At 35.6% G+C, this 19,744-nt stretch carries 27 protein-coding genes, 1 tRNA gene and 1 pseudogene; 15 read left to right on the forward strand and 14 right to left on the reverse strand.

Going from position 1 to position 19,744, the window contains the following annotated elements; genetic code table 11:
* Positions 1-866: 866 nt before the first annotated feature.
* The 3 genes from BWD121_RS04030 to ilvA all read right to left on the reverse strand — a co-directional run bounded on the left by BWD121_RS04030 (position 867) and on the right by ilvA (position 4,363).
* On the reverse strand, positions 867-2,231 hold the full coding sequence (locus tag BWD121_RS04030) for a DEAD/DEAH box helicase (RefSeq protein WP_078663480.1): 1,365 nt from the start codon (positions 2,229-2,231) through the stop codon (positions 867-869).
* Between the two features lie 299 nt (positions 2,232-2,530).
* The gene (locus BWD121_RS04035) at positions 2,531-3,061 is read right to left on the reverse strand and encodes a hypothetical protein (protein WP_078663481.1); all 531 of its coding nucleotides are present in this window, start codon (positions 3,059-3,061) and stop codon (positions 2,531-2,533) included.
* Between the two features lie 36 nt (positions 3,062-3,097).
* The gene (ilvA, locus tag BWD121_RS04040; protein WP_078663482.1) at positions 3,098-4,363 is read right to left on the reverse strand and encodes a threonine ammonia-lyase IlvA; all 1,266 of its coding nucleotides are present in this window, start codon (positions 4,361-4,363) and stop codon (positions 3,098-3,100) included.
* Between the two features lie 165 nt (positions 4,364-4,528).
* On the opposite strand from ilvA, the gene BWD121_RS04045 reads away from it, so the two are divergent.
* Positions 4,529-4,614: transfer RNA gene (locus BWD121_RS04045), tRNA-Leu, on the forward strand.
* Positions 4,615-4,724: 110 nt separating this feature from the next.
* Here BWD121_RS04045 and BWD121_RS04050 read toward each other — a convergent pair.
* From BWD121_RS04050 to BWD121_RS04075, 6 genes are all read right to left on the reverse strand, one after another.
* Positions 4,725-4,916 (reverse strand): helix-turn-helix domain-containing protein, encoded by a 192-nt coding sequence (locus BWD121_RS04050; protein ID WP_078663298.1) that lies wholly within the window; start codon positions 4,914-4,916, stop codon positions 4,725-4,727.
* A gap of 85 nt (positions 4,917-5,001) precedes the next feature.
* Entirely contained in the window at positions 5,002-5,622 is a 621-nt protein-coding gene (locus BWD121_RS04055; RefSeq protein ID WP_078663483.1) for a lambda exonuclease family protein, read from the reverse strand.
* 1 nt (position 5,623) lies between these two features.
* On the reverse strand, positions 5,624-6,415 hold the full coding sequence (locus BWD121_RS04060) for a RecT family recombinase (protein ID WP_078663484.1): 792 nt from the start codon (positions 6,413-6,415) through the stop codon (positions 5,624-5,626).
* Positions 6,416-6,426: 11 nt separating this feature from the next.
* A complete protein-coding gene (locus BWD121_RS04065; protein WP_078663485.1) occupies positions 6,427-7,167 on the reverse strand; it encodes an antA/AntB antirepressor family protein in 741 nt (246 codons plus the stop codon).
* Between the two features lie 52 nt (positions 7,168-7,219).
* Positions 7,220-7,576 (reverse strand): hypothetical protein, encoded by a 357-nt coding sequence (locus BWD121_RS04070; RefSeq protein WP_078663486.1) that lies wholly within the window; start codon positions 7,574-7,576, stop codon positions 7,220-7,222.
* Positions 7,577-7,735: 159 nt separating this feature from the next.
* A complete protein-coding gene (locus BWD121_RS04075) occupies positions 7,736-8,338 on the reverse strand; it encodes a S24 family peptidase (RefSeq protein WP_078663487.1) in 603 nt (200 codons plus the stop codon).
* Positions 8,339-8,432: 94 nt separating this feature from the next.
* On the opposite strand from BWD121_RS04075, the gene BWD121_RS04080 reads away from it, so the two are divergent.
* The 9 genes from BWD121_RS04080 (at position 8,433) to BWD121_RS04115 (ending at position 13,563) form a co-directional block, all read left to right on the forward strand.
* Positions 8,433-8,696 carry a helix-turn-helix domain-containing protein gene (locus BWD121_RS04080; RefSeq protein ID WP_078664066.1) on the forward strand — a complete coding sequence of 88 codons (264 nt, stop codon included), beginning with the start codon at positions 8,433-8,435 and terminating at the stop codon, positions 8,694-8,696.
* Positions 8,693-9,202 carry a hypothetical protein gene (locus BWD121_RS04085; RefSeq protein WP_078663488.1) on the forward strand — a complete coding sequence of 170 codons (510 nt, stop codon included), beginning with the start codon at positions 8,693-8,695 and terminating at the stop codon, positions 9,200-9,202. The genes BWD121_RS04080 and BWD121_RS04085 overlap by 4 nt, the downstream gene beginning before the upstream one ends.
* Before the next feature lie 157 nt (positions 9,203-9,359).
* Positions 9,360-9,848 (forward strand): hypothetical protein, encoded by a 489-nt coding sequence (locus tag BWD121_RS04090; protein WP_143245251.1) that lies wholly within the window; start codon positions 9,360-9,362, stop codon positions 9,846-9,848.
* A gap of 4 nt (positions 9,849-9,852) precedes the next feature.
* Entirely contained in the window at positions 9,853-10,551 is a 699-nt protein-coding gene (locus BWD121_RS04095) for a hypothetical protein (protein WP_143245252.1), read from the forward strand.
* 102 nt (positions 10,552-10,653) lie between these two features.
* Positions 10,654-10,980, forward strand: coding sequence for a DUF1376 domain-containing protein (locus tag BWD121_RS04100; protein WP_078663224.1), 327 nt, complete (start codon positions 10,654-10,656; stop codon positions 10,978-10,980).
* Positions 10,970-11,518, forward strand: a complete 549-nt coding sequence (locus BWD121_RS08455) for a DUF1376 domain-containing protein (RefSeq protein WP_240536690.1) — start codon at positions 10,970-10,972, stop codon at positions 11,516-11,518. The genes BWD121_RS04100 and BWD121_RS08455 overlap by 11 nt, the downstream gene beginning before the upstream one ends.
* On the forward strand, positions 11,506-12,126 hold the full coding sequence (locus BWD121_RS08460; protein ID WP_240536691.1) for a hypothetical protein: 621 nt from the start codon (positions 11,506-11,508) through the stop codon (positions 12,124-12,126). Before BWD121_RS08455 ends, BWD121_RS08460 begins: the two co-directional genes overlap by 13 nt.
* Positions 12,110-12,466, forward strand: a complete 357-nt coding sequence (locus tag BWD121_RS04110; protein WP_078663489.1) for a hypothetical protein — start codon at positions 12,110-12,112, stop codon at positions 12,464-12,466. Before BWD121_RS08460 ends, BWD121_RS04110 begins: the two co-directional genes overlap by 17 nt.
* Before the next feature lie 221 nt (positions 12,467-12,687).
* Positions 12,688-13,563, forward strand: a complete 876-nt coding sequence (locus BWD121_RS04115; RefSeq protein WP_078663490.1) for a DNA adenine methylase — start codon at positions 12,688-12,690, stop codon at positions 13,561-13,563.
* 614 nt (positions 13,564-14,177) lie between these two features.
* Here the strand turns inward: BWD121_RS04115 and BWD121_RS04125 are convergent.
* From BWD121_RS04125 to BWD121_RS08235, 3 genes are all read right to left on the reverse strand, one after another.
* Positions 14,178-14,471, reverse strand: a complete 294-nt coding sequence (locus BWD121_RS04125; protein ID WP_078663492.1) for a HigA family addiction module antitoxin — start codon at positions 14,469-14,471, stop codon at positions 14,178-14,180.
* Positions 14,472-14,487: 16 nt separating this feature from the next.
* Positions 14,488-14,769 carry a type II toxin-antitoxin system RelE/ParE family toxin gene (locus tag BWD121_RS04130; protein ID WP_078663493.1) on the reverse strand — a complete coding sequence of 94 codons (282 nt, stop codon included), beginning with the start codon at positions 14,767-14,769 and terminating at the stop codon, positions 14,488-14,490.
* Positions 14,770-14,850: 81 nt separating this feature from the next.
* Entirely contained in the window at positions 14,851-15,051 is a 201-nt protein-coding gene (locus BWD121_RS08235; RefSeq protein WP_143245253.1) for a DUF488 family protein, read from the reverse strand.
* Positions 15,052-15,261: 210 nt separating this feature from the next.
* On the opposite strand from BWD121_RS08235, the gene ssb reads away from it, so the two are divergent.
* Positions 15,262-15,711: a single-stranded DNA-binding protein gene (gene ssb, locus BWD121_RS04135; protein WP_078663494.1), complete on the forward strand. Its 450-nt coding sequence runs from the start codon at positions 15,262-15,264 to the stop codon at positions 15,709-15,711.
* Positions 15,712-15,727: 16 nt separating this feature from the next.
* A complete protein-coding gene (locus BWD121_RS04140; protein ID WP_078663495.1) occupies positions 15,728-16,276 on the forward strand; it encodes a hypothetical protein in 549 nt (182 codons plus the stop codon).
* Here BWD121_RS04140 and BWD121_RS04145 read toward each other — a convergent pair.
* Complete coding sequence (locus tag BWD121_RS04145; RefSeq protein ID WP_078663496.1) at positions 16,273-16,695, reverse strand: type II toxin-antitoxin system HicB family antitoxin; 423 nt, start codon at positions 16,693-16,695, stop codon at positions 16,273-16,275. The two genes, BWD121_RS04140 and BWD121_RS04145, sit on opposite strands and share 4 nt — an antisense overlap.
* A 29-nt stretch (positions 16,696-16,724) precedes the next feature.
* Entirely contained in the window at positions 16,725-16,907 is a 183-nt protein-coding gene (locus tag BWD121_RS04150; RefSeq protein ID WP_078663497.1) for a type II toxin-antitoxin system HicA family toxin, read from the reverse strand.
* Positions 16,908-17,350: 443 nt separating this feature from the next.
* On the opposite strand from BWD121_RS04150, the gene BWD121_RS04155 reads away from it, so the two are divergent.
* From BWD121_RS04155 to BWD121_RS04170, 3 genes and pseudogenes are all read left to right on the forward strand, one after another.
* Positions 17,351-17,881, forward strand: coding sequence for a hypothetical protein (locus BWD121_RS04155; protein ID WP_078663498.1), 531 nt, complete (start codon positions 17,351-17,353; stop codon positions 17,879-17,881).
* 42 nt (positions 17,882-17,923) lie between these two features.
* A pseudogene (locus BWD121_RS04160) lies at positions 17,924-18,791 on the forward strand (N-6 DNA methylase); the annotation flags it as partial.
* A 130-nt stretch (positions 18,792-18,921) separates the two neighbouring features.
* Positions 18,922-19,509, forward strand: coding sequence for a phage tail protein (locus BWD121_RS04170; RefSeq protein ID WP_078663501.1), 588 nt, complete (start codon positions 18,922-18,924; stop codon positions 19,507-19,509).
* Positions 19,510-19,744 lie beyond the last annotated feature (235 nt).

Consider the following 19,744-nt stretch of genomic DNA (forward strand, 5'->3'; position numbering starts at 1 on the left):
ACCTTTTAACTCATTGAAAATAATTTATTTATTGTTGTAATAATTGGTTTTTGCACTCTTTGAAGCATTCCTTTATTTACTCTGGTTTTGAATATTTTTTATCCGGATTAATATCTTCTATAAGGCGAAATATCCAAATCTTTTGCAAAAAGTTTTTTTTCAACCTTTTCCCGATTTAAAAGTGAGAAAGATGTATATTAGGCTAAATAGTTTTAGCAACAAAATTTATTAATAATGCTTCATTCTTCTTTTATATTAGCTGACAGAACTCAAATTCTTTTTTGAATTCATCGTTTTTTACCAAACAAGCGAAAATGACACTTATAAATAAAAGTAAATAATCTAAACTATACTGAAAAATCAGTTTAAAATATATTTTGCTTTTGAATTAAAGCGTGCGCTCATCATTGAACTGTAAGTAATTGAGTTGATCAGTATTTTAACACGTAACCACTAGAGCTATATAACTTACAAATAAATGAGATCCATCATGCTTGAAAAATAATGAAAAACCAGCTTTTTTATCAGATTAATTATTACTAAAATTAATTGATACGCTTTTCGATTTATTTCTAAGTTGCTTCAAGAATACACTCACTATCATATATATCATACATTACGTAAACATATTGCTTCGTATTACATTTCACAACCTTACAGCCAGAATAGCACTATTTATGTGCTTTCTTTAAGTGTTCCATTGTATTTTCTCACAATAGATAACCAATATACGATTAGGTACTTTAAAAGCACCAAATACATTTAAAATACAACCACCAAGTCTGTCACTACAGCTTAAAAAGATTTTGTCCAGGTTTTCTCTGATATAACCTGGTTATTTTTGTTACATCTTCCAAATGTTTTATTTAAGCCACCTGCTTTATTGACTTACGAAAACGAAATGATTTAGCATGTTTTGTTGTGGTTTTTGCTTTCTTACATCTTTTACTTTTAGATGAAGAATTCTTTATATATAATTGTTTAATTTGATCTATATGATCAAAATTCTGCTTTTGACACTGAGATTTTTTAAAACAATGTTTCTTACCATTTTCTAGTATAAGAGATTTCTCTGGAAGTACTGCAATTTGTGGTGGAATATCTTCGTGCGTCAATTTCATTCGAATAACACGTTCTACAGCACGTAAACGCACTTGTTCTACCTTTTCATCAAAAAGTGTAATAGCGTTGCCAAACGTATCATTTCGTCCCGTACGGCCAATACGATGCACATAATTTTCAGCTTCATCTGGTAAATCATAATTAATAACGTGGCTGACTCCAGGCACATCAATACCACGTGCAGCAATATCAGTTGCAACAAGAAGCCCTACCGACCCTTCACGAAAAGCTTTTAACGCACGCTGTCGTGCAGCATGCGATTTATTTCCATGAATTACTGCAACAGAATATCCCGCCTTCGTCAAACTGCGCGCAACAGCATCAGCACCATGTTTAGTTCGCGTAAAAATAATAACCGAAGCTAAAGCTGGATCTGTTAAAAGCTTATTCAAAACGCTCTTTTTTTCACGTGTAGGAACACAATATAATTTTTGAGTAATTTTTGTAGCAACAGTCCCTTGAGGAACAATTTCTATTTTTACTGGTTCATTAAGTAAACTCTTTGCAAGAGTAGCTATTTCTTGCGGCATTGTCGCCGAAAAAAGCGCTGTTTGACGCTCCTTATGCAAAAGTTTTGCAATGCATTGTACATCGTGAATAAAGCCCATATCTAACATACGATCAGCTTCATCCAAAACCAAAAAACGAGATTGAGAAAGATCAATGCATTTTTCACAGACAAGATCCATTAAACGCCCTGGTGTTGCAATTAAAACATCCACGCCTGTTTTCATACGTTTGATTTGCGCAGATCGAGACACCCCCCCTAAAATTAAACATGTTGAAAGATGAGATCCTTTTGCAACCATACGAATTGATTCTTCAATCTGAACTGCAAGTTCACGAGTTGGAACCAAGATCAAAGCTCGTGCAGTTTTAGGATATCTTTTATCACCTAAAGCTAAAATTTGGCTCAAAATAGGTAACCCGAATGCTAATGTTTTTCCAGAACCAGTTTGTGCAATACCTAAAATATCGCGCTTTTTGAGCATTACTGGGATAGCTTGTTTTTGAATAGGTTTAGGTTTGTTTATACCAGCAATAAATAGGTTTTCAGTTAAAAGTGCAGGTATACCCAATTTTATAAAGGTATTTTCTTTTATATTCACAACAAAATCTCTCTTTAGCTCAAGAACTGCAAACAGCTAACAAGCTATAATTATATCACTTTAAATCCCGCATAATCGAGACCTGACATTGAACATTTAAAATACCGCTTAAAATAGAAATAAGCGACTTGAGCAGTTCATAAGTATCTTAAAATTTAAAGAGAAAATATAAAATTACTTTGTAAAACCCCATATGTAAGCTTAAATGTCTTAAGTTACACTATTGTTGGATTAAAATAAAAAAGCAAGTACTTTCTAAAGGCATTTATTATAACCAGAAGAAACATTAGCTTCATTATTTATCTTTTTATTACCGTTTCCTTTGGAAGATTGATTCCATCAAAATCAGGATAAATTTCAAGAAAAACTGGATTTTGTATTGTTTTCTGCCCTCCGTAAACTAGATACCACCTGTTATTATCAAAAATCGCCAATGTCTTATAGTGAATAATACGATCTTCTGTTGTTAGCGTAGTTGGAATCAAAGCGTAAAAAGAACCATTATCTGTTTGCCGATAATCTATTTTTATCTCATCTAAATAATAAGCGTCAGCAGATAAATTTTCAAATTGAACATGGAGCTGTTTAAGCAAATTGTTGCGTAAATCATCTTCTGTTGTATTTAATCGACGTGCCATTTCTTTATAAAGCCGGTCAGGCATATGAGCAGAAACAATTGCAAAATTTCTGTCTTTTATAGCATTATTGATATCAACAATTAGATTTAAAAGTTCTGTTTTTTGTATCGTTGTTTGTTTGGCTGCTAAACTTTGTCCGCCAGCACCTAACAACAAAAATACACCCAGAGTAAAATAACAAAAAAATCTCATTTTTATAACTTTCGCGCTAATAAAAAATTTAGACTCTCAAATTACAAAATCAAATAACACTTGATCATTAGTAATATCACGATAAGACCAACCTAACGCTTGAAAATTTTTCTCTAAGGCATAAAAATTATCATACTTTTTTGTTTCAATTGCAATCAAAACAGAACCAAAATTTCTAGCTGATTTTTTGAGATATTCAAACCGCACAATGTCATCATCTGGTGTTAATTGAGCAAGAAAACTACGTAAAGCACCAGGATGTTGTGGAAAACTAAAAATAAAATATTTTTTTAATCCCTGAAAACGCAAAGAGCGCTCTTTAATATCTGGCAAACGTTCAAAATCAAAATTACCACCTGAAATAACTAAAAGAATTTTTTTGCCTTTCAGTTCCTGACGGGAAATACTTTTAAGAGCATCAATCGATAAAGCACCAGCTGGCTCAAGAACCACACCTTCAACATTGAGCATTTCAACCATTGTAGAACAAACTCTGTTCTCAGGAACTGTAATAACACAATCGGGTGAAAATTGCTGCAACATAGCATAATTTAATGCACCAATTTCAGCCACAGCAGCACCATCTACAAATGTATTAATATTTTCAAGTTTGATACGTTTTTTACTCTTTAAACATGCAAGTAAGCTCGCCGCCCCTTCTGGTTCAACAAAACGGATCTTTGTTTTCCAACCATATTCATGTAAAAAATTGCTCACACCACTCGCCAGACCACCACCGCCCACAGGTACAACAATTAAATCTGGCTCACTTTCTCCATTAAGTTTTTTCCATTGTAAAGCAGCCTCACATAAAACTGTTGCTTGCCCTGTAATAATGCGAATATCGTCAAAAGGTGGTGCCATCACACCTCCCCCCTCAGCTACAAAAGATTGCGCAGCCTCATAGCATTGGTCAAATGTATCACCAACCAAACGGATTTCAATAAATTCTTTACCGAAAATGCGCGTCTTATCAATCTTTTGCTGTGGTGTTGTCACAGGCATAAAAATAATGCCTCTACGTTTAAAATAGCGACAAACAAAAGAAACCCCTTGTGCATGATTACCTGCTGACGCACAAACAAATGCCGCATCTTGAGATACCTTATCAAGCATTTCTGAAACAAAACTGAAAGCACCACGAATTTTATACGACCGTACAGGTGTTAAATCCTCACGCTTTAAATAAATTTCTGCATCATATTTTTGACTAAGAAAGTCATTGCGTTGAAGTGGTGTTTCCGTAAAAACATTACGTAAAGCTAACATAGCTTTAGTTACATCTTGAACAAATTCACTCATAGCACCACTTATTTTCCTGATTTATTGATAGTGTATAGATTTCTTCTAACTGTAAAAACAATTATTGTCAGTCAAAAATTTATCAAAGAACGAAAGAAGTTTCTTTTGTTATTAATTCTTGATTAAATAAAAGATATAGCTTATGAGAGGCCCTTAGCCCTTATCGCGGACGTGATGAAATAGGTAAACATAGCAGACTTAAAATCTGCCGGTCGAAGACCTTGCGGGTTCAAGTCCCGCCGTCCGCACCATTATGTTTATTCAACATATTGAAATATATAGATCTTTACTTAATTTTCTAATTTTTCGACCACCCTTTAAGCCACCCTTTAAAGTTTATATAATTTTATCTAAATTTGTGTTATTTGCAGCTTATTTCCTTTGGAATAAATGCCAAGATTTCTTTTTTTCTCCATCTTACTGATTTACCCAGCTTATATGGTTTGGGAAATAATCCTCGTGTCACCCAATTGCGAATCGTTGTTGTCGATACGCTAAAAAGCTGAGCACATTCACGTGTCGTGACATATCTATCGCCATCATCAAATATCATCTCATTACCTTTCTTTTTTATATTAAATAAATTGGTGGGAGCGCTGGTTGGGAGGATGTAAGTAAAAGAGCGCCCCCTATGGGGTTTAAGCAGCTTGTGTAAAGATTCGGGTTTCTTGTTCTATTTCTTCTAAAAATGTTTCGACAGCTTTATTGATACGCTCAATCTGCTCATCATCACGTTGAACACGTTGAATCTTTAAACGAAAACCAATTAATTTCTTTTTGAGCAAAGGATCATAACTGACAAAATCACACCATTTTCGCCCTGTGCAAGCCATTTGAAATTGCATTTGCAAGATATATTCAGGTTTGATTTTGCCATGTCGCAAAAAAAACATATGCGTTGCCGGTTGAGGACATTTGACTTCTATGAGGCCATCATCTCCAATGAGACCATCAGGACTAGCTCCTGCCATTTCAATTGTCGGGTGAGGAATAAATCCACACCGTGTGACAGTAACCAAACGTCTAAGACTGTATTTTTTAATTGCCTCATCTTCATATTTACGCCCCCATCGCATGGCTGGCGTTTCATAAGATGGTATTATTTCATCTTCTAAACGTTCTCTGATAAGTTTATTTTTGTACTCGTCATATTTACTTGTCGGTGAACCTTTACTTGTTTTTCCGACAATGCTGTCAATATTTGAAGCTGTAACTTTACCTAAACGAGCTTGAAACCACTCTGGCGTCCTTTGTTCCATGTCACACCCCTGGTAGATCTTGTTGAGTTGGTGTGTTTGGTTGTTTTGGTGAAGGTAAAGCTTGTTGCTCTTCTTCCATTTGGAAGCGTTGTCTTTCTTTCAAACCTTCTAAAATAATTTGCCCCGTCTCATGAGAGATTTCTGTAAGGCTTGCGACTTCTGCAAAAGAGAGTACTTTTTCTTCTTCTGTTTTTGTTTGTTTCATTAATTCTCTGATTTGCGCAAGCATTTCATCAGATACCCTCTCATTTTGAGGATTATGATTAACCTCATTGATACACGCCTCATTAATACAATCGACCTCGTCTTCATCATAGATATCAGGAAAACCGAAGGCAAGATGTGCACATTGTGTAAGTGCCTTATGACGTAACATGCGAGAAGGATTTGTCCGCCAAGGTTCTGTATTGCGTCTACATTCTTCCATTTCTTCAGAAATTTCTATTGGATATTTAATGTTTTTCAAAGATATGGAGCATTCGTAAGCAATCAACTTACCTTCATTATCGCGTTCTTTTTTAAATTTTATCCCATTAAAGTTAGGCTGCGAATGTATAAGCTTGTACCATCCCTTAATACCGACAACTGCTTCAATGCCCCCTCCTCTTTTAGGGACAGCATATATTTCTTTTCTCAGGGGATTTAATTTATACCCATCGGCAAGATAAATAAAATCTTCAAAATCTTCCTTAGAAATATTGAAATTGATACAATTTTTTATGATTTTTTTGCGAAACTCTTGTTCTGATAAATTATATTTCTGCGCCACTTTTTCTACGATAGAAGTTGTCATTATCTTTATCCTTAATGCAGAGTCTGTTTTTGGAGTTCCACACTTAGGCGTGTTAATCCTTTTGGTGTAATTTTTGCATTAGAAACACTCATTTCCCTTCCGCCGGCTATTTGGATAGTTTTGGATACACAATCCATTAGTCCTTCATTGATTTTACTCTGATAAGGTAACAAAGGTCCTTTTTGAGTACGACGATAAGCCCAACGATGATTAAGCAAATAGTTCGTTAAATCTTTTGTGAGTAAGCCTAACATTTTTGCTGTATCACTTACACAATGCAGACCATCAGATCGTTCTAAACGTTCCAGTGCTTCTGCCTTTGGGGTTAATTCAGCAATGATATAATCCTTGCGTTCATTTTCATTTTTTAAATGCATAAAAACACCTAACATGACCCGGGGATTAGAGTAGTCAATTTGAGAGAAAGTTATTTGTTTTGCTTTTCGTTCACATTCAATGAAATATTGACGAGCTTGCTTACCTTTCTCATTCCGTTCGACCATGGCTAGTTCTTTCGCCATGTCTAAGGTAAGGTAATATTCTTTTAATACCACATTTTGACGTTCGCCAATTTTGGCGAGCGTTAAAACATAATCTTTTCCTTCCTCAAATTCGTATTTTTTTATACGGTCTTTGATCCAATTTGTGAAATCACGACCTACTTCCAAAAATGTATACAATTCACGTGCATTGACTGTCTGAACAGTTTCCTGATTAATTGTATTGTTCTGAATAGCGATAAGCGCTTCCATTGCAAACCTCATATTATTTGGATTAATTTTCAGATGTGTTGGGAAGAAAGGGTTATTGCTGACAATTACTGTAGAATGGATTTGTATTTTCCCGTTCCCTTATTTTGTCTAAGACATCACTGTATGCCCAGCTATCAGCTATAAAAGGATATGGAGAGTTCTCTAAAAAATAATAATGGTCATTATCGTTTAAGTATTTTTGAACATAAAGTTCAGCAATGTCTTCTGAAAGATCATCATAGCGGTTTGATTGAAGATCAATACGAAGAATGCATTCGATATTGTCTAAACCGCTAATAATATCCCGGATTTCAGTTTCTTCGAGTGGACCAAATTGAGCATAAGGATAATCATCATCACATATAACTAACAGAATTTCATAATTATCTACAGAAACCTGTTTATTCATCTTCCATCCCCTCTCATTTGCGTTTGTAAATGTTTTATGTTTGTAAATATACGTAAATGTATAAATAAAAGCAAGAGAAAAATTGCACAATATTTATTTTTTTGCATGTGTATTTAAAATATTGGCTTCAAAATAAGAGAATCAAAAGGTTAAATTGACTTACTTCATAAGCAAGCGGTAGCCTTTGCGTGGTAGTATCGCAACTATTTCTCCGACCCACTTTATATTAACATTTTTTATTACAGGGGCATTATATGATTCAAGTGCAATACCTTCTGGAGAGCGAACAATTTTTTTAATAAAGCGTCTGTTATCTTCTGTTAAAACGACAACTTCATCACCGTAATAATCACTTATTGGCCTTGTTTGCAAATGCTTGACTATGATTAAGTCTCCATCTTTATACGTCGGATACATAGAAAGACCACGAACCATGAATCCTAACGCCTCAAAGGGTAAGTCAAACGGTATTTCAACTGTTTCAAGACCATTTTCTGGAATTTGCTCAACATCAGTATCAATCTCAAATCCCGCTCCTACAAATCCCATAACAGGAATAAGTGTAGTAACTTGGTTATAGCCTTTTAAACTTTTATATAGTTCTAGTACTGCATCTCTATGTGAACCTCTAGGATCTGATTCACTCGCCAACCATCTTGATATAGTTGCCTGAGTCACATTTAATTTACTCGCAAGATCTCTCTGAGTCAGACCAAACTCAGATTGAAGTACATTTAATACGGCAATGATATTTTTTGTCATAATTAATTTTATGATTACTAAATTAAAAAAATCTATTGTTTTTTTTATAAATGTTGATACTATTACGTATATGGTAAATTTAAAAGGATATCACATGATAACCGAAAATAAATTAGAAATTAAATCCATCCGAAAATGTTTGGCGATAACACAGAGAGAGTTGGCAGACATTTTAGGTGTTAAACAGGCTTCTGTTTGTCGTTGGGAAAAGGGCAAAGGGCTGTCTTTAAGAAATTATTTTAAATTGCGCCAATTGCAAGATAGTTTAGTACCTCCAACATCTGCGTTTTTGGAAAGTTCTACAATTAATGAGCATCAACAGGATAATTCGTCCTATCAAAGAGAAGAAAGATTATGAAAGCAAAGGAAATGTTAAAAGAAATTTATACACGATTTTACAGATTAATAAATCGTAATAAGAGAATAGAGAATGCAAGTATATTAATAGAAGAATACACAGGGGTAATACCGCCTGAGAATAGTACAGATGATGAGCTTGAGAAACAATATTCTATTCAAGAAAGTGTTCGCTTACTCAAAGAAAATGTCCCTTCATTAAAAGAGATGTTGCATAAGTCAAAAGTTGAAAGTTGTCTGAAACGCTATGAAGAAACCCTTGAAGAAGAAGGTCAATTGATTCAGGAAGAGCAAACTACACTTGAAAATCTGTCTAATCTAATTGAGCAAAAAAATAAGGCTTTACAGCAGCAAAAGAAAAAGCTGGCTTTAAAGGTAAAGTTGTTTGATATGCTTAATGGTCAAAACAATGCTGAAGCCAACGTAAAACAGCTAACTAAATCGGTAGAGTTTTCATCGTCCCAAAAAGTTATTCCTTTTGAACAAAAGGAGTGTCTTCAAGCTTAACCTTGTACTCCATTTAAACGTGGCCATCTCATTAGTTTAGCGTTCAGAGTTTTAAGAAGGCTACTTTTTCAAAAACATTTTTTCAATCGAGCTACTCGCTAGACGCTCTGTCATAGCTTGCATGGCCGTATATTGCCTAAACTTAAGGTGGATAAACATGAGTATAGAAAAGAAATATAAGCTTACGGAAGAAAGTAAGGAAGCTTATGGCCACACTCTTTACCGAATTAGAGCTTTAAGAGACTTTGGTCATGTCAAAACCGGTGACCTTGGTGGTTTCATAAAAAAAGAAGACAATCTTTCTCATGATGGTGATTGTTGGATTTATGACAATGCAATCGTTTATCAGAATGCCAAGGTTTATGGTAATGCTTTGGTGTGTGATGATGCACAAATTGGCGGTAAAGCTCGAGTGTATGGTAATGCGAGAGTTTTTCATGATGCACATGTTTATGGTAAAGCTCAAGTGTATGGCAATGCTTGTGTTTATGGCAATGCAGATGTTTCCGGTGACGCAGAAGTTGCTGGCAATGCTCATATTGCTGGCGATCAAAAGATCCGTTCCGGTAAGCATTTTGGCGATAACACAGAGGTTGATGCGAGTGCTTCCACTCCACGTAATATCCAACAATCATTAGGTGGATAAGAACATGAGTATATCAAAGAAATACGAGTTTGTAGAAGAAGGTACGTTGTTTAAGCCTTTCAGTTTTAATAAGGCATATATCTGTACTCTTTACCGAATTAGAGCCTTAAGAGATTTTGGTAACGTTAGCGCCGGTGATTTGGGTGGTCTTATAGAGAAAGAAGACAATCTTTCTCATGATGGTGATTGTTGGGTTGGGTATGGTGCGCTAGTTTACGAAAATGCTCGCGTTTACGGCAATGCAGAAGTTTACATTAATGCACGGGTTTGCGGTAGTGCACAGGTTTATGATGATGTTCATGTTTGTGGTAATGCATATGTTTCCGGTAAAGCAGAAGTTTACGGTGGTGCACAGGTTTATGATCATGCTCGTGTTTACGACAATGCTCGTGTTTACGGTCGCGCGCAAATTTACCGTGATTCACGGGTGTATGATAATGCAGAAGTTTCCGGTGATGCACGTGTTTATGATGATGCACGCGTTTATGATGATGCTTTTGTTTACGGTAATGCTCACGTTTATAGGGATGCACGGGTATATGAAAATGCGCATGTTTTTGGGGATGTAAAAGCTGGCTATAATACACACATTTGTGGCGATACACGAGTTTGTGAAAATGCAAAGATTAAAGACAAAATATGCTTTGCAAGTGGTGTTTTTAATTGTTGGCAGTCTTCCCCGGCTTTAAACCAGTTTAGATAAACATTTTAACAAAACGTCAGATGACTGACACGCTTTTCTGTCTTGTTTAGGCACGAAGACAGGCTGGGCAATTTTATACTTAAAGAAAGAAGGAGATATGTGATGGCCACGAAATCATCCTGGGTAAAATTTTATCCTGGTCAATTTTTAATTGAGCTTATGCTTTTGAAGCCAAAAGAAACAGCTATTTATACAACACTGGTCTTGCTCATGCTTCATGAGCGCGCACCTATTTTTAATGATGCTTCTCATTTATCAAGTTTGTGCAGCTGTTCAGTGTGGACGTTTCGAAACATATTAGAATCTTTAATGAGCCGTGGTTATATCATTCGTTTAGAGAGTGGCCGTTTGTGGTACACATCATCAGCAGTTGATCTTGATATCAGTAGTACATCTTCAGAAAAAAAGGGGGAAAGCTATGTCAACTAAATTACTGTGGACAAGGCTTTTTGCAGACAAGTGGATACTTGATCTGACTTATTTGTCTCCTATTGAAAGCAACGTCTATATAAGATTACAGCTAGAAATGTTGCGGACTGGTGAGCCACTTTTAAATAACATGAAGGTTTTAGCTTGTCACACTAATTGTTCAGTAAAAACCTTTGTGAAGGCATTGGATGCTCTACTGAGTGCTGGCTATATTATTCGTTTAGAAGATGGTCGCTTATGGAAGCTTGATGTTGAAGAAGAACTAAAAAATTGCAATGACAATTTAAATAGACTCTCAGAAAAGGCTATAAAAGCTGCAAATACTAGAAGAAATAAGCGTCAAAATAATTCATCAAGAGATCACGATGAAATCATGATGGAGTCATCACAAAATCATGATGATATCATGATGAACTCATCACGAGGTCATGATGAAGTCATGATGATGTCATCACGACAACACATTAACAATAACATATATAATAAAAAACTAACACTATCGTGTTATCAAAAAAAGAAATTGCTTTGGAAGATTTAGCAACTGAAGTTTCAGTTCAGAATGAAACAACCGATGAGATGGTTGAGAAGCATTTGGATCACGATACACCCTCATCAGAAAACCAATCACCCGTTTCACAGCAAAAAAGCACTGAAAAGAAAACCAAGCGGTCTAGGGATGGACGAGAGAGTGGCATTCCTGAGGATTTCAAACCTAACTTGAAATACGCAATCGACAAGGGCTTAACGCATGAAGAGGCGTTATCAGAGTTTGAGAGATTTAAAAACTACTGGCTAGCAAGACCAAGAAAATGTGCAGAAATCAAGGATTGGCAGCGGACATGGTACAACTGGGTTACTTCCGATTATGGACTTTTAGCTAAGAAAAAAGCGAAACTGGAAAAGGAAAAACAAAATGGTAGGTATGAAAATTATTCTCAGCGACAAAAAAGTTTCAGCGAACGTCTTGCAGAAAGTTTCGAAAGTTCCAGAGATGATTTCTCATCTGGAAATGCTTATGAAGAGGATCAGTTCGGGGTATCCATTGATCTTCAAGAGTGGGAGCGAATTGACGAAACAGGAGGAGATGACAGCATTAGAAGTTTACAACAGTCTGCAGAGATTGCTCAGTATGAAAGCTTCGGATGAGCAGATTAAGAAAGCAGCTTTCTTGCTTTCGAGTTTGAGAGTTCCAGCTAACACAGATCCCAATGTAGTTTCCTCATCCTACAAGCTCACACTCAAGGATGTTTCAGCATACGCTCTTGCACAAGCCGTTGAAAATATTCTCACCGGTCAGGTTGAAGGGATGTCAAAGGTATTCATGCCCACATGTGCAGAACTTTCTTCCTACTGTCAGGAGATAGAAAGCGAGGCGCTTTGCAAAGCTTGGTATGTGCATAGAGCGATTGAAAATACTCGCAAGAAGGCACTGAAAGGACAGGAGAGAGGAGGAAATGTCATTCCCCTCACAAGAACGGCTTCATGAGTTTTAGAACAGCAAAGTAGAGAGAAATGGTGATCACTTTTGGATTAGATATGCGTTTAAATCAACAGAAACGCATCTTAGAGAGAGATTTGAAAGTTTTTTGATAATTCCACATTGGGAACATAAAACGCTCTGTATGAAGCTAATTTGAGAAAAAAGTCGTGAGGGATCATGAGAATATTTTCATCACGTTTTTTTCTAATATTGAGGGGTTGAAAGAGATGGTTTGTAGTTATTCTCCATTAAGGTATCCGGGCGGCAAGACTGCACTCTATGAAAAAATCAAAGAAATCTTTGAGACAAATGGATTAAACGGATGTTCTTATCGTGAACCTTTTGCTGGTGGTGGCGGATTGGCTTTAAAACTTCTTTTAAATGGTGATGTGAAAGATATTTACATTAACGATATTGACCCGTTTATTTGGAGTTTTTGGCATTGTGTTTTGTACAAGACAGAAGAATTAATAGAAAAGATTAACACGACGACTATTAACTTAGAAGAATGGTACAAACAAAAAGAAATTTCTCCTGAAAAAGCAGATGTACTTTCTGTAGGGTTTGCTGCCCTTTTTTTGAATCGAACAAACAGATCAGGAATTATTAAAAATGCTGGTCCCATCGGAGGAAAAGAGCAAACTGGAAATTACAAAATAGACTGTAGATTCAATAAAGAAAATTTAATTGGCCGAATTAGAAATATAAGCGCAAAAAAAGATAGGATATACTTAACACAGTTAGATGCACAGGAGTTTTTACTACGTCATGGAAGAAAAGATAAAGATGAAAACATTTTCCTTTATATAGATCCCCCATATTTTAAAAAGGGAAAAGGACTGTATACTTCATTTTATAAAACTAAAGATCATCATTATTTAGAAAATATCATTTCTAAACATGTGAATGCTTTTTGGTTAATTACTTATGACAATGTAGAAGAAGTTAAATTCTTGTACAATCAATATCCTAAAATAGAATTTAATACACGGTATTCTCTACAAAATAAGAGAAAAGCTCAAGAGCTGATGATTTTTTCACCTAAAATCAAAATTCCACAATCACTAGAACAGAATACAACATCACTTTGCAACGCTGCTTAACTGCTTTCGTAAATAAAATTTACACTTTCAAGATTGTACTAAAATCAGGATAATTGGATATGTTTAAAAAGATTAGAACTGTAGTGATATACATCATAGGATTTGCGATATTACAGTTTTTGCAGATAGAAAAAAACACCGAATTTATTCAGGCTGTTTTAATGTTTTCATCTCTTGCCATTTTAGTCACCATGATTTTCATGGCATTCTTCTTTAGATCTCGAGTGTCTTCAGAATTTCATCACAGTCCTGAACATCAACATAAAACAACAACAGATCTGAATATTGTAACAGTTTATTTGCGCAAATATTTGTATAGTTTTTTGAATATAGTCTTTATAGCACTTTTGTTATTACTTTTCCCAAGTAATCTCAGACAAGACATTGTTTTACCTTTTTTCTCTTGGGATTCAAAATGGGAGTTTCATTTTTATTGGGATGTTTTGTTGTGGTACTTTTTTCTAATTTTCGTGTGCACTATTTGCCTTCAAATGCGTGGTTTCATAAACAGTCTTGTACATTTGTTTAACTTAAATGCTGTCTACTCTCCTTTGGAGTAAATGGTGCTTACTCTCCTTTTCTAACAAAAAGGGGAAGTGGTTTTTAAGCTTTTTCTAAAGATGTTCTGTTTGTTCAAAAGGCGCAATATGCAGAATCGAGTTACTCTGTCGTGCTTGCCATAAATCGTGCTTTTGTTGCAGTTTAAGCCAAAATTCTGCATTATTTAAACCCGCCCTTTCTAACCGTAGGGCTAGATTAATGCTGATTGCTGCATTGCAATTTAAAACACGCGATAAAGTTAAACGCGCAACACCGAGACGACTTGCAGCTTCTGTGACTGTTAATTTCAGTTCATCAAGCAATTCTTCTTTTAAAATGCCACCTGGATGTGGAGGATTGTACATCATAATAACACCTCAAAAATCAATGATAGTCTTGATAATCAACAAGTTCAACGTCTGTTCCAATGAAACGAAAAGTAACGCGCCAATTTGCATTGACACGCATTGACCAATAGCCCTTTAATTCTCCTGTCAATTTATGAAGACGGTATGACTTAATTTTCATTTGCTCAGGAGAAGATATTGTATCTAAAATCACCAAAATATTTGCTAGTTTTTGAGCATGTGCAGATTGTATACCCTTGCATATCCCTCTTTCAAAGAATAATTTTAACCCCTTATGCTTAAAACTAACGATTGCCATAATTCACCTTTTGATACTTGATACGATACACAATGCACGTTTGTAAGTCAAGTATTTGTTAGTTTATTCGTCAGATATGTTTTATTTTAATTTCCACTGAGGTCGTTTGGAGAGAGCGTGTGCAATTTGCCCTCTGTGACACATGCATACATTTGCTTCAAAACAAGTAATTGCAATGCGTTTTTTATCTAAAAACAACTGATATAGTTTTTCTATCTCAAGAGAATTATCTTTAAGAGTTGTATTGTTATAGTCTTGAAAAAATTGCTCAAATTTCAACAAATGCGCTGGTCTATAATTTGCTTAGAACCAACCCAATGAAATTATATCACAAAACAGCATTTATGCACTGATAAATCAACAATAAAATGTTTATTTTCAGTTATTTATGTCATTTTTTCTTTGGAAAAATGTACTATATATGCTATAGTAAAAGTAGCTTTTCATATCCGTATTTCGTTTCAATTATTTTCCTTAGAAAAGATATCAAACATGCTTAATAAAGTAACTTTAATTGGCTATCTGGGTGCTGATCCAGAAAGCAGAACAATGCCATCTGGAGTAGAAGTGGCGAATTTTCGTATAGGCACTTCTCAAAGATATATAGATAAAACAACAGGTGAAAAAGTAGAGAAAACAGAATGGCATTCTGTTGTGATTTTTAATCCACATCTTGCAAAGGTTGCGCTTCAGTATCTGGGCAAAGGTTCCAAGGTTTATATTGAAGGTCAATTACAGACGCGTAAATGGCAAGATAAAAGTGGGCAAACACACTACACAACAGAAATTGTCTTGCCGCAATATAGGGGTGAATTAAAGATCCTTGATAGTGCTCAAAAGTCTGATTCTGACATGGCTACTCAAGAGCAAGCGGTGGCATGGGAGAATAGTAGGCAGGAGCAATATTTAGAAACGACTTTGAATGACAGAATCCCGTTTTAATCAGGAAAATTAATTTATGAAGAAACGCAAAAAAAGGGGAAGACCTAGAATAGAAGGTCAAATAAGAGAACCCAATGGACGTATTTCACGTGCAAAAAAGCCTCGTGAGCCTGTTGATCAATTAACTCTTGAAATGCGTGCAAAACGTTATGGGGTGAGTATTCAAGATGCGAAAAACCCACTTATGGGTACTTATGTAGGGCGGTTATATTTATTGGAAAAAAAGATTAATCAAGATCAGTATGATGCGTCACAGCAATATATTCAAGTGCTAAACAATTATCGGTGTGCGAAACAATTGCCGGGTGCGGTTTATGATGGAATCACTACTAATCACGATCAAGAAAGTCTTGAAAAATGGATTGAAGTAGCAACTGATCGCTATAAAGCGATGCAAGAGGTTATCAGAGAAACACAGAGACTGCATCGTCGGTACAATCTTCATGCTGCATTAGAGCATCTGGTTATTGAAGATCAACAACTGCCACATCTTGTCAACTCTTTACGCATGGCTCTGAATGCTCTTCAGAAATACTGCCCGGAAAAAAAACCTTGTAAACTTTAAGCAGCATCTTGAATATCAATAGTAACTGATTTTCCGAGAGTAAGGAGAACGGATTCTAAAGTATCTAGTTTTGTTTCATGATTTAGGTCTAACAATCGATCGATTTGTATAGGGTGAAGTTGCAAAAGACGCACGAGATCGGCTTTACGCAAATTTTTTTCGACCATGGCATTATGGATTGCAATTTTTAAAGTGATCAATGAAGATACTTCAATAAAAGGGTAAGCAATATCATGAGTTCCAAAAGGGATGGTTTCACGGTCTTGAAAACGCCCTTCAATAACTGTTAAAAGTGCATTTTTAGCGTGTTCTAAAGCTTCTTTTTCATTGTTTCCATAAGTGATGAACTCTTGAAAGTCTTTAGCAATAACAATAAGGGTATCATTATTATCTTTAATGAATTTAATGGCATATTTCATTTTTACGTTCCTTTCATTGAGGTTATGATTTATTTCAAATCAAGATCTTTGAGGATCTTTTGAACCAATCCTGTCCCTAATTCCTTTCGCGCACCATGCATAGGCAAAACAGATTTTTTGGAACCGCGTTTTACAATTAAATGACCGCCTTTTCCTGGGATGAAACTACAGCCTTGTTTTGTGAGATATCTTTTCAATTCTTGACTATTCATAATAATAGAATAATATCTAAAATGTTTCAATACAACATAAATGTTGTTTTATACATTAAAAAATTATATTTATTTGAGGCAAGATTGTGCGTTAAGTTCGCAAATTAAGTACAGTTAATACTGCACGTCATATGACCATTTACACTTAACAAATACCATATTTAGGTTGATTGAAATAAAAAATACCAGATTATGATTTTTTTAGTTGACATGGGGATATAAATAGTATTTAATAACGTTACTGTACTAGTTTTGTTGCGCCCAAAATTACAGATTTATGTAAGTTTTTCTTTTGAATGTTGTTGTTAAAAGCCCTGTGAATGCAGGGTTTTTTATTAAACAACTCAAACTTCGTCATTATTAAATCTACTATTTACTGGCCTCACTCCTCCCCTCCTGAGAGTGAGGTTTTTTTATATTTCAATTTCTCCAAAGGAATAATCATGGAAAAAGTACAAGTGGTCATCACAAGACCTATGTGTGTTCTTGGTGATAACAAAGCCACCGTTCGTTTTGAGCCTCCCACAAAAAGTAAACCATTCGTTGAGGTTTCTTATCAGGTTTATGATCGCCTTAAACGCGCTGGTGCTGTCAAGCTTTATCAACAATGGCTAGCACAAAATGTTAATGAAAAACCTAAACCTAATGAGCAAGAAGTTTCTGTAGATGTAAACACTCAAGAGGTTCCACAGGTCGTTGAGCAGATTACACAAACGTCTATAGAGTCTGACAAACAATCTCAAAAAGAGCTTAATGAGCAAGAAAACCCTGTAGATGTAGACATTCAAGAGGTTACACAGATCGTTAAAGAAGTTGAACAAACTGTCGATGAAAAACTAGGGCTTAATGAGCAAGAAGTCCCTGTAGATGTAGACACTCAAGATGTTGAGCAAACATCAGTAGAATCTAGTGAACAGTCTGCAAAAGCAAAAACTTCTAAATCCTCGACGCGTACGACGACAAAGAAAGCTTAAACTGTGAAGTCAAATAGCCATGCAAAGCAAGTTGAGCGCTTTGCTGAAACTGTTAAAAATTATATCACGCGCTTAACAAGCATTTTAGCCGAACCAGATACTGAAGTTAGGCAGGCCTTTGACAGTTTTTTAGCAAAATTGCGTGATGATTTAAATAACACAACCACAGAGGGCGATGCGATTGAAATGCTTGCACAGCATATTATCATGCTTCCTGTGTTTAAAGTGTTGTTTGAAGAATACCAGTTTACTCGTGAAAATCCTGTGTCACCTGCTATACAGCGTGTACTTGACGCGCTTAAAGAAGCTAACTTTGAGCAAAAATCTAAAGATCTTGAAAGCTTTTACGCTGGTGTAAAATTACGGGCCAGTGGACTTACCGATCCACAAGAAAAGCAAAAATTGATTTTAGAGATTTATGAAAAGTTTTTCCGTTATGCATTTCCACTCACTGCTCAAAAACTGGGTATTGTCTACACTCCTATTGAGGTTGTAGATTTTATTATTCACTCAGTCAATGAGGTATTACAAACTGAATTTGGCAAAACACTTGGTTCACCTGGTGTTAAGATTATGGACCCGTTTACGGGAACGGGAACTTTTATCACACCGCTTTTACAATCTGGACTGATTAAAAAAGAGGAGATGGAATATAAATTCCGTCATGAAATCTATGCCAATGAAATAGTACCGTTAGCATACTATATCGCGGGCATTAATATTGAAGCCACATATCATAGCATTATGGGTGGAGATTATGTGCCATTTGAAGGGATTTGTTTAACCGATACATTCCAGCTTTATGAGCAGGGAAAAGATCAGATGAGTGATTTGCATGAAGCAAAACAATAAATGTCAGTCACGTCAGGAAAAACGAGATATTCGTGTCATTATTGGTAATCCTGCTTACCCCTTAGAATTGTTTCAACGGGTAATTACTGTAAGTCTAGAAACAATGAAAATTGTTCGTCATCTTCCAAAATTGGAAATGAGAGAAATTGAAGATACTCAAAAAACTATACACTAAAAAGGATTAGGTTTTGGGGTTAAAGATCCATGCCAAGTGGTATCTGCAACAGGCAGAAAATACTTTTACAAGTCTTCAAGCCCCACGTCTTCATTGGGCATTGCGTAATGCGATTAACACCACAGCAAAGCAGGTTGAACGTTTTGCAGAAAAGAAAGTTGCAGAAGATGCTTCAATTCCACCAAAGCGCGTTAAGAAAGGTGTCTACATTAGCGGCAAAGCCACAGCTAAATTTCTTGAAGCGGATATCATTGGTTCAGCTTCACCATTGCCTCTTAAGATTTTTAAGGCAAGGGAAACGAAACGTGGTGTGATTTATAAAATCTTTGGCAAAAAAGAAGTCATGCCCCATGGTTTTATCCGAGGTGGGAAATTTCCAGAGCGTGTCAATCTAAAGATGGGAGGACACGTCTTTACAAGAACCTCTGGAGATAGGTTCCCCATTGCAAAACAAGATGGCACCTCGATTGCTTATGTCATGTCTAAACCAAAGGTCTCAAGTTCTATTGAACACCATGCACGTGAGAGGCTAACCAAAAACATCCAGAGCCAAATTGCTCGGCAAGAATATATGGTCAATCAAAAGGCCCCACGCTCTTAAACCATACCAATTACATACAAAGCATATGATGATTTTAATGTTTCAAACCAAATTATCGAGAGAAAAGTTTTTAAAAGGTACTTTCCAGTGGGGTAGGTGTGTTGCGGGGCAATCAAGCGCGACATATCGCTAGCGACAGAATTTTTAAATAACTGTACATTGTACACATAACTTATTGATAAGTAACAATTTATATGTGTGCATTGTACAATGTTTCTATTTTATAACGGGATAG

It is taken from the genome of Bartonella sp. WD12.1 (assembly GCF_002022415.1).
Classification (GTDB): Bacteria; Pseudomonadota; Alphaproteobacteria; order Rhizobiales; family Rhizobiaceae; genus Bartonella.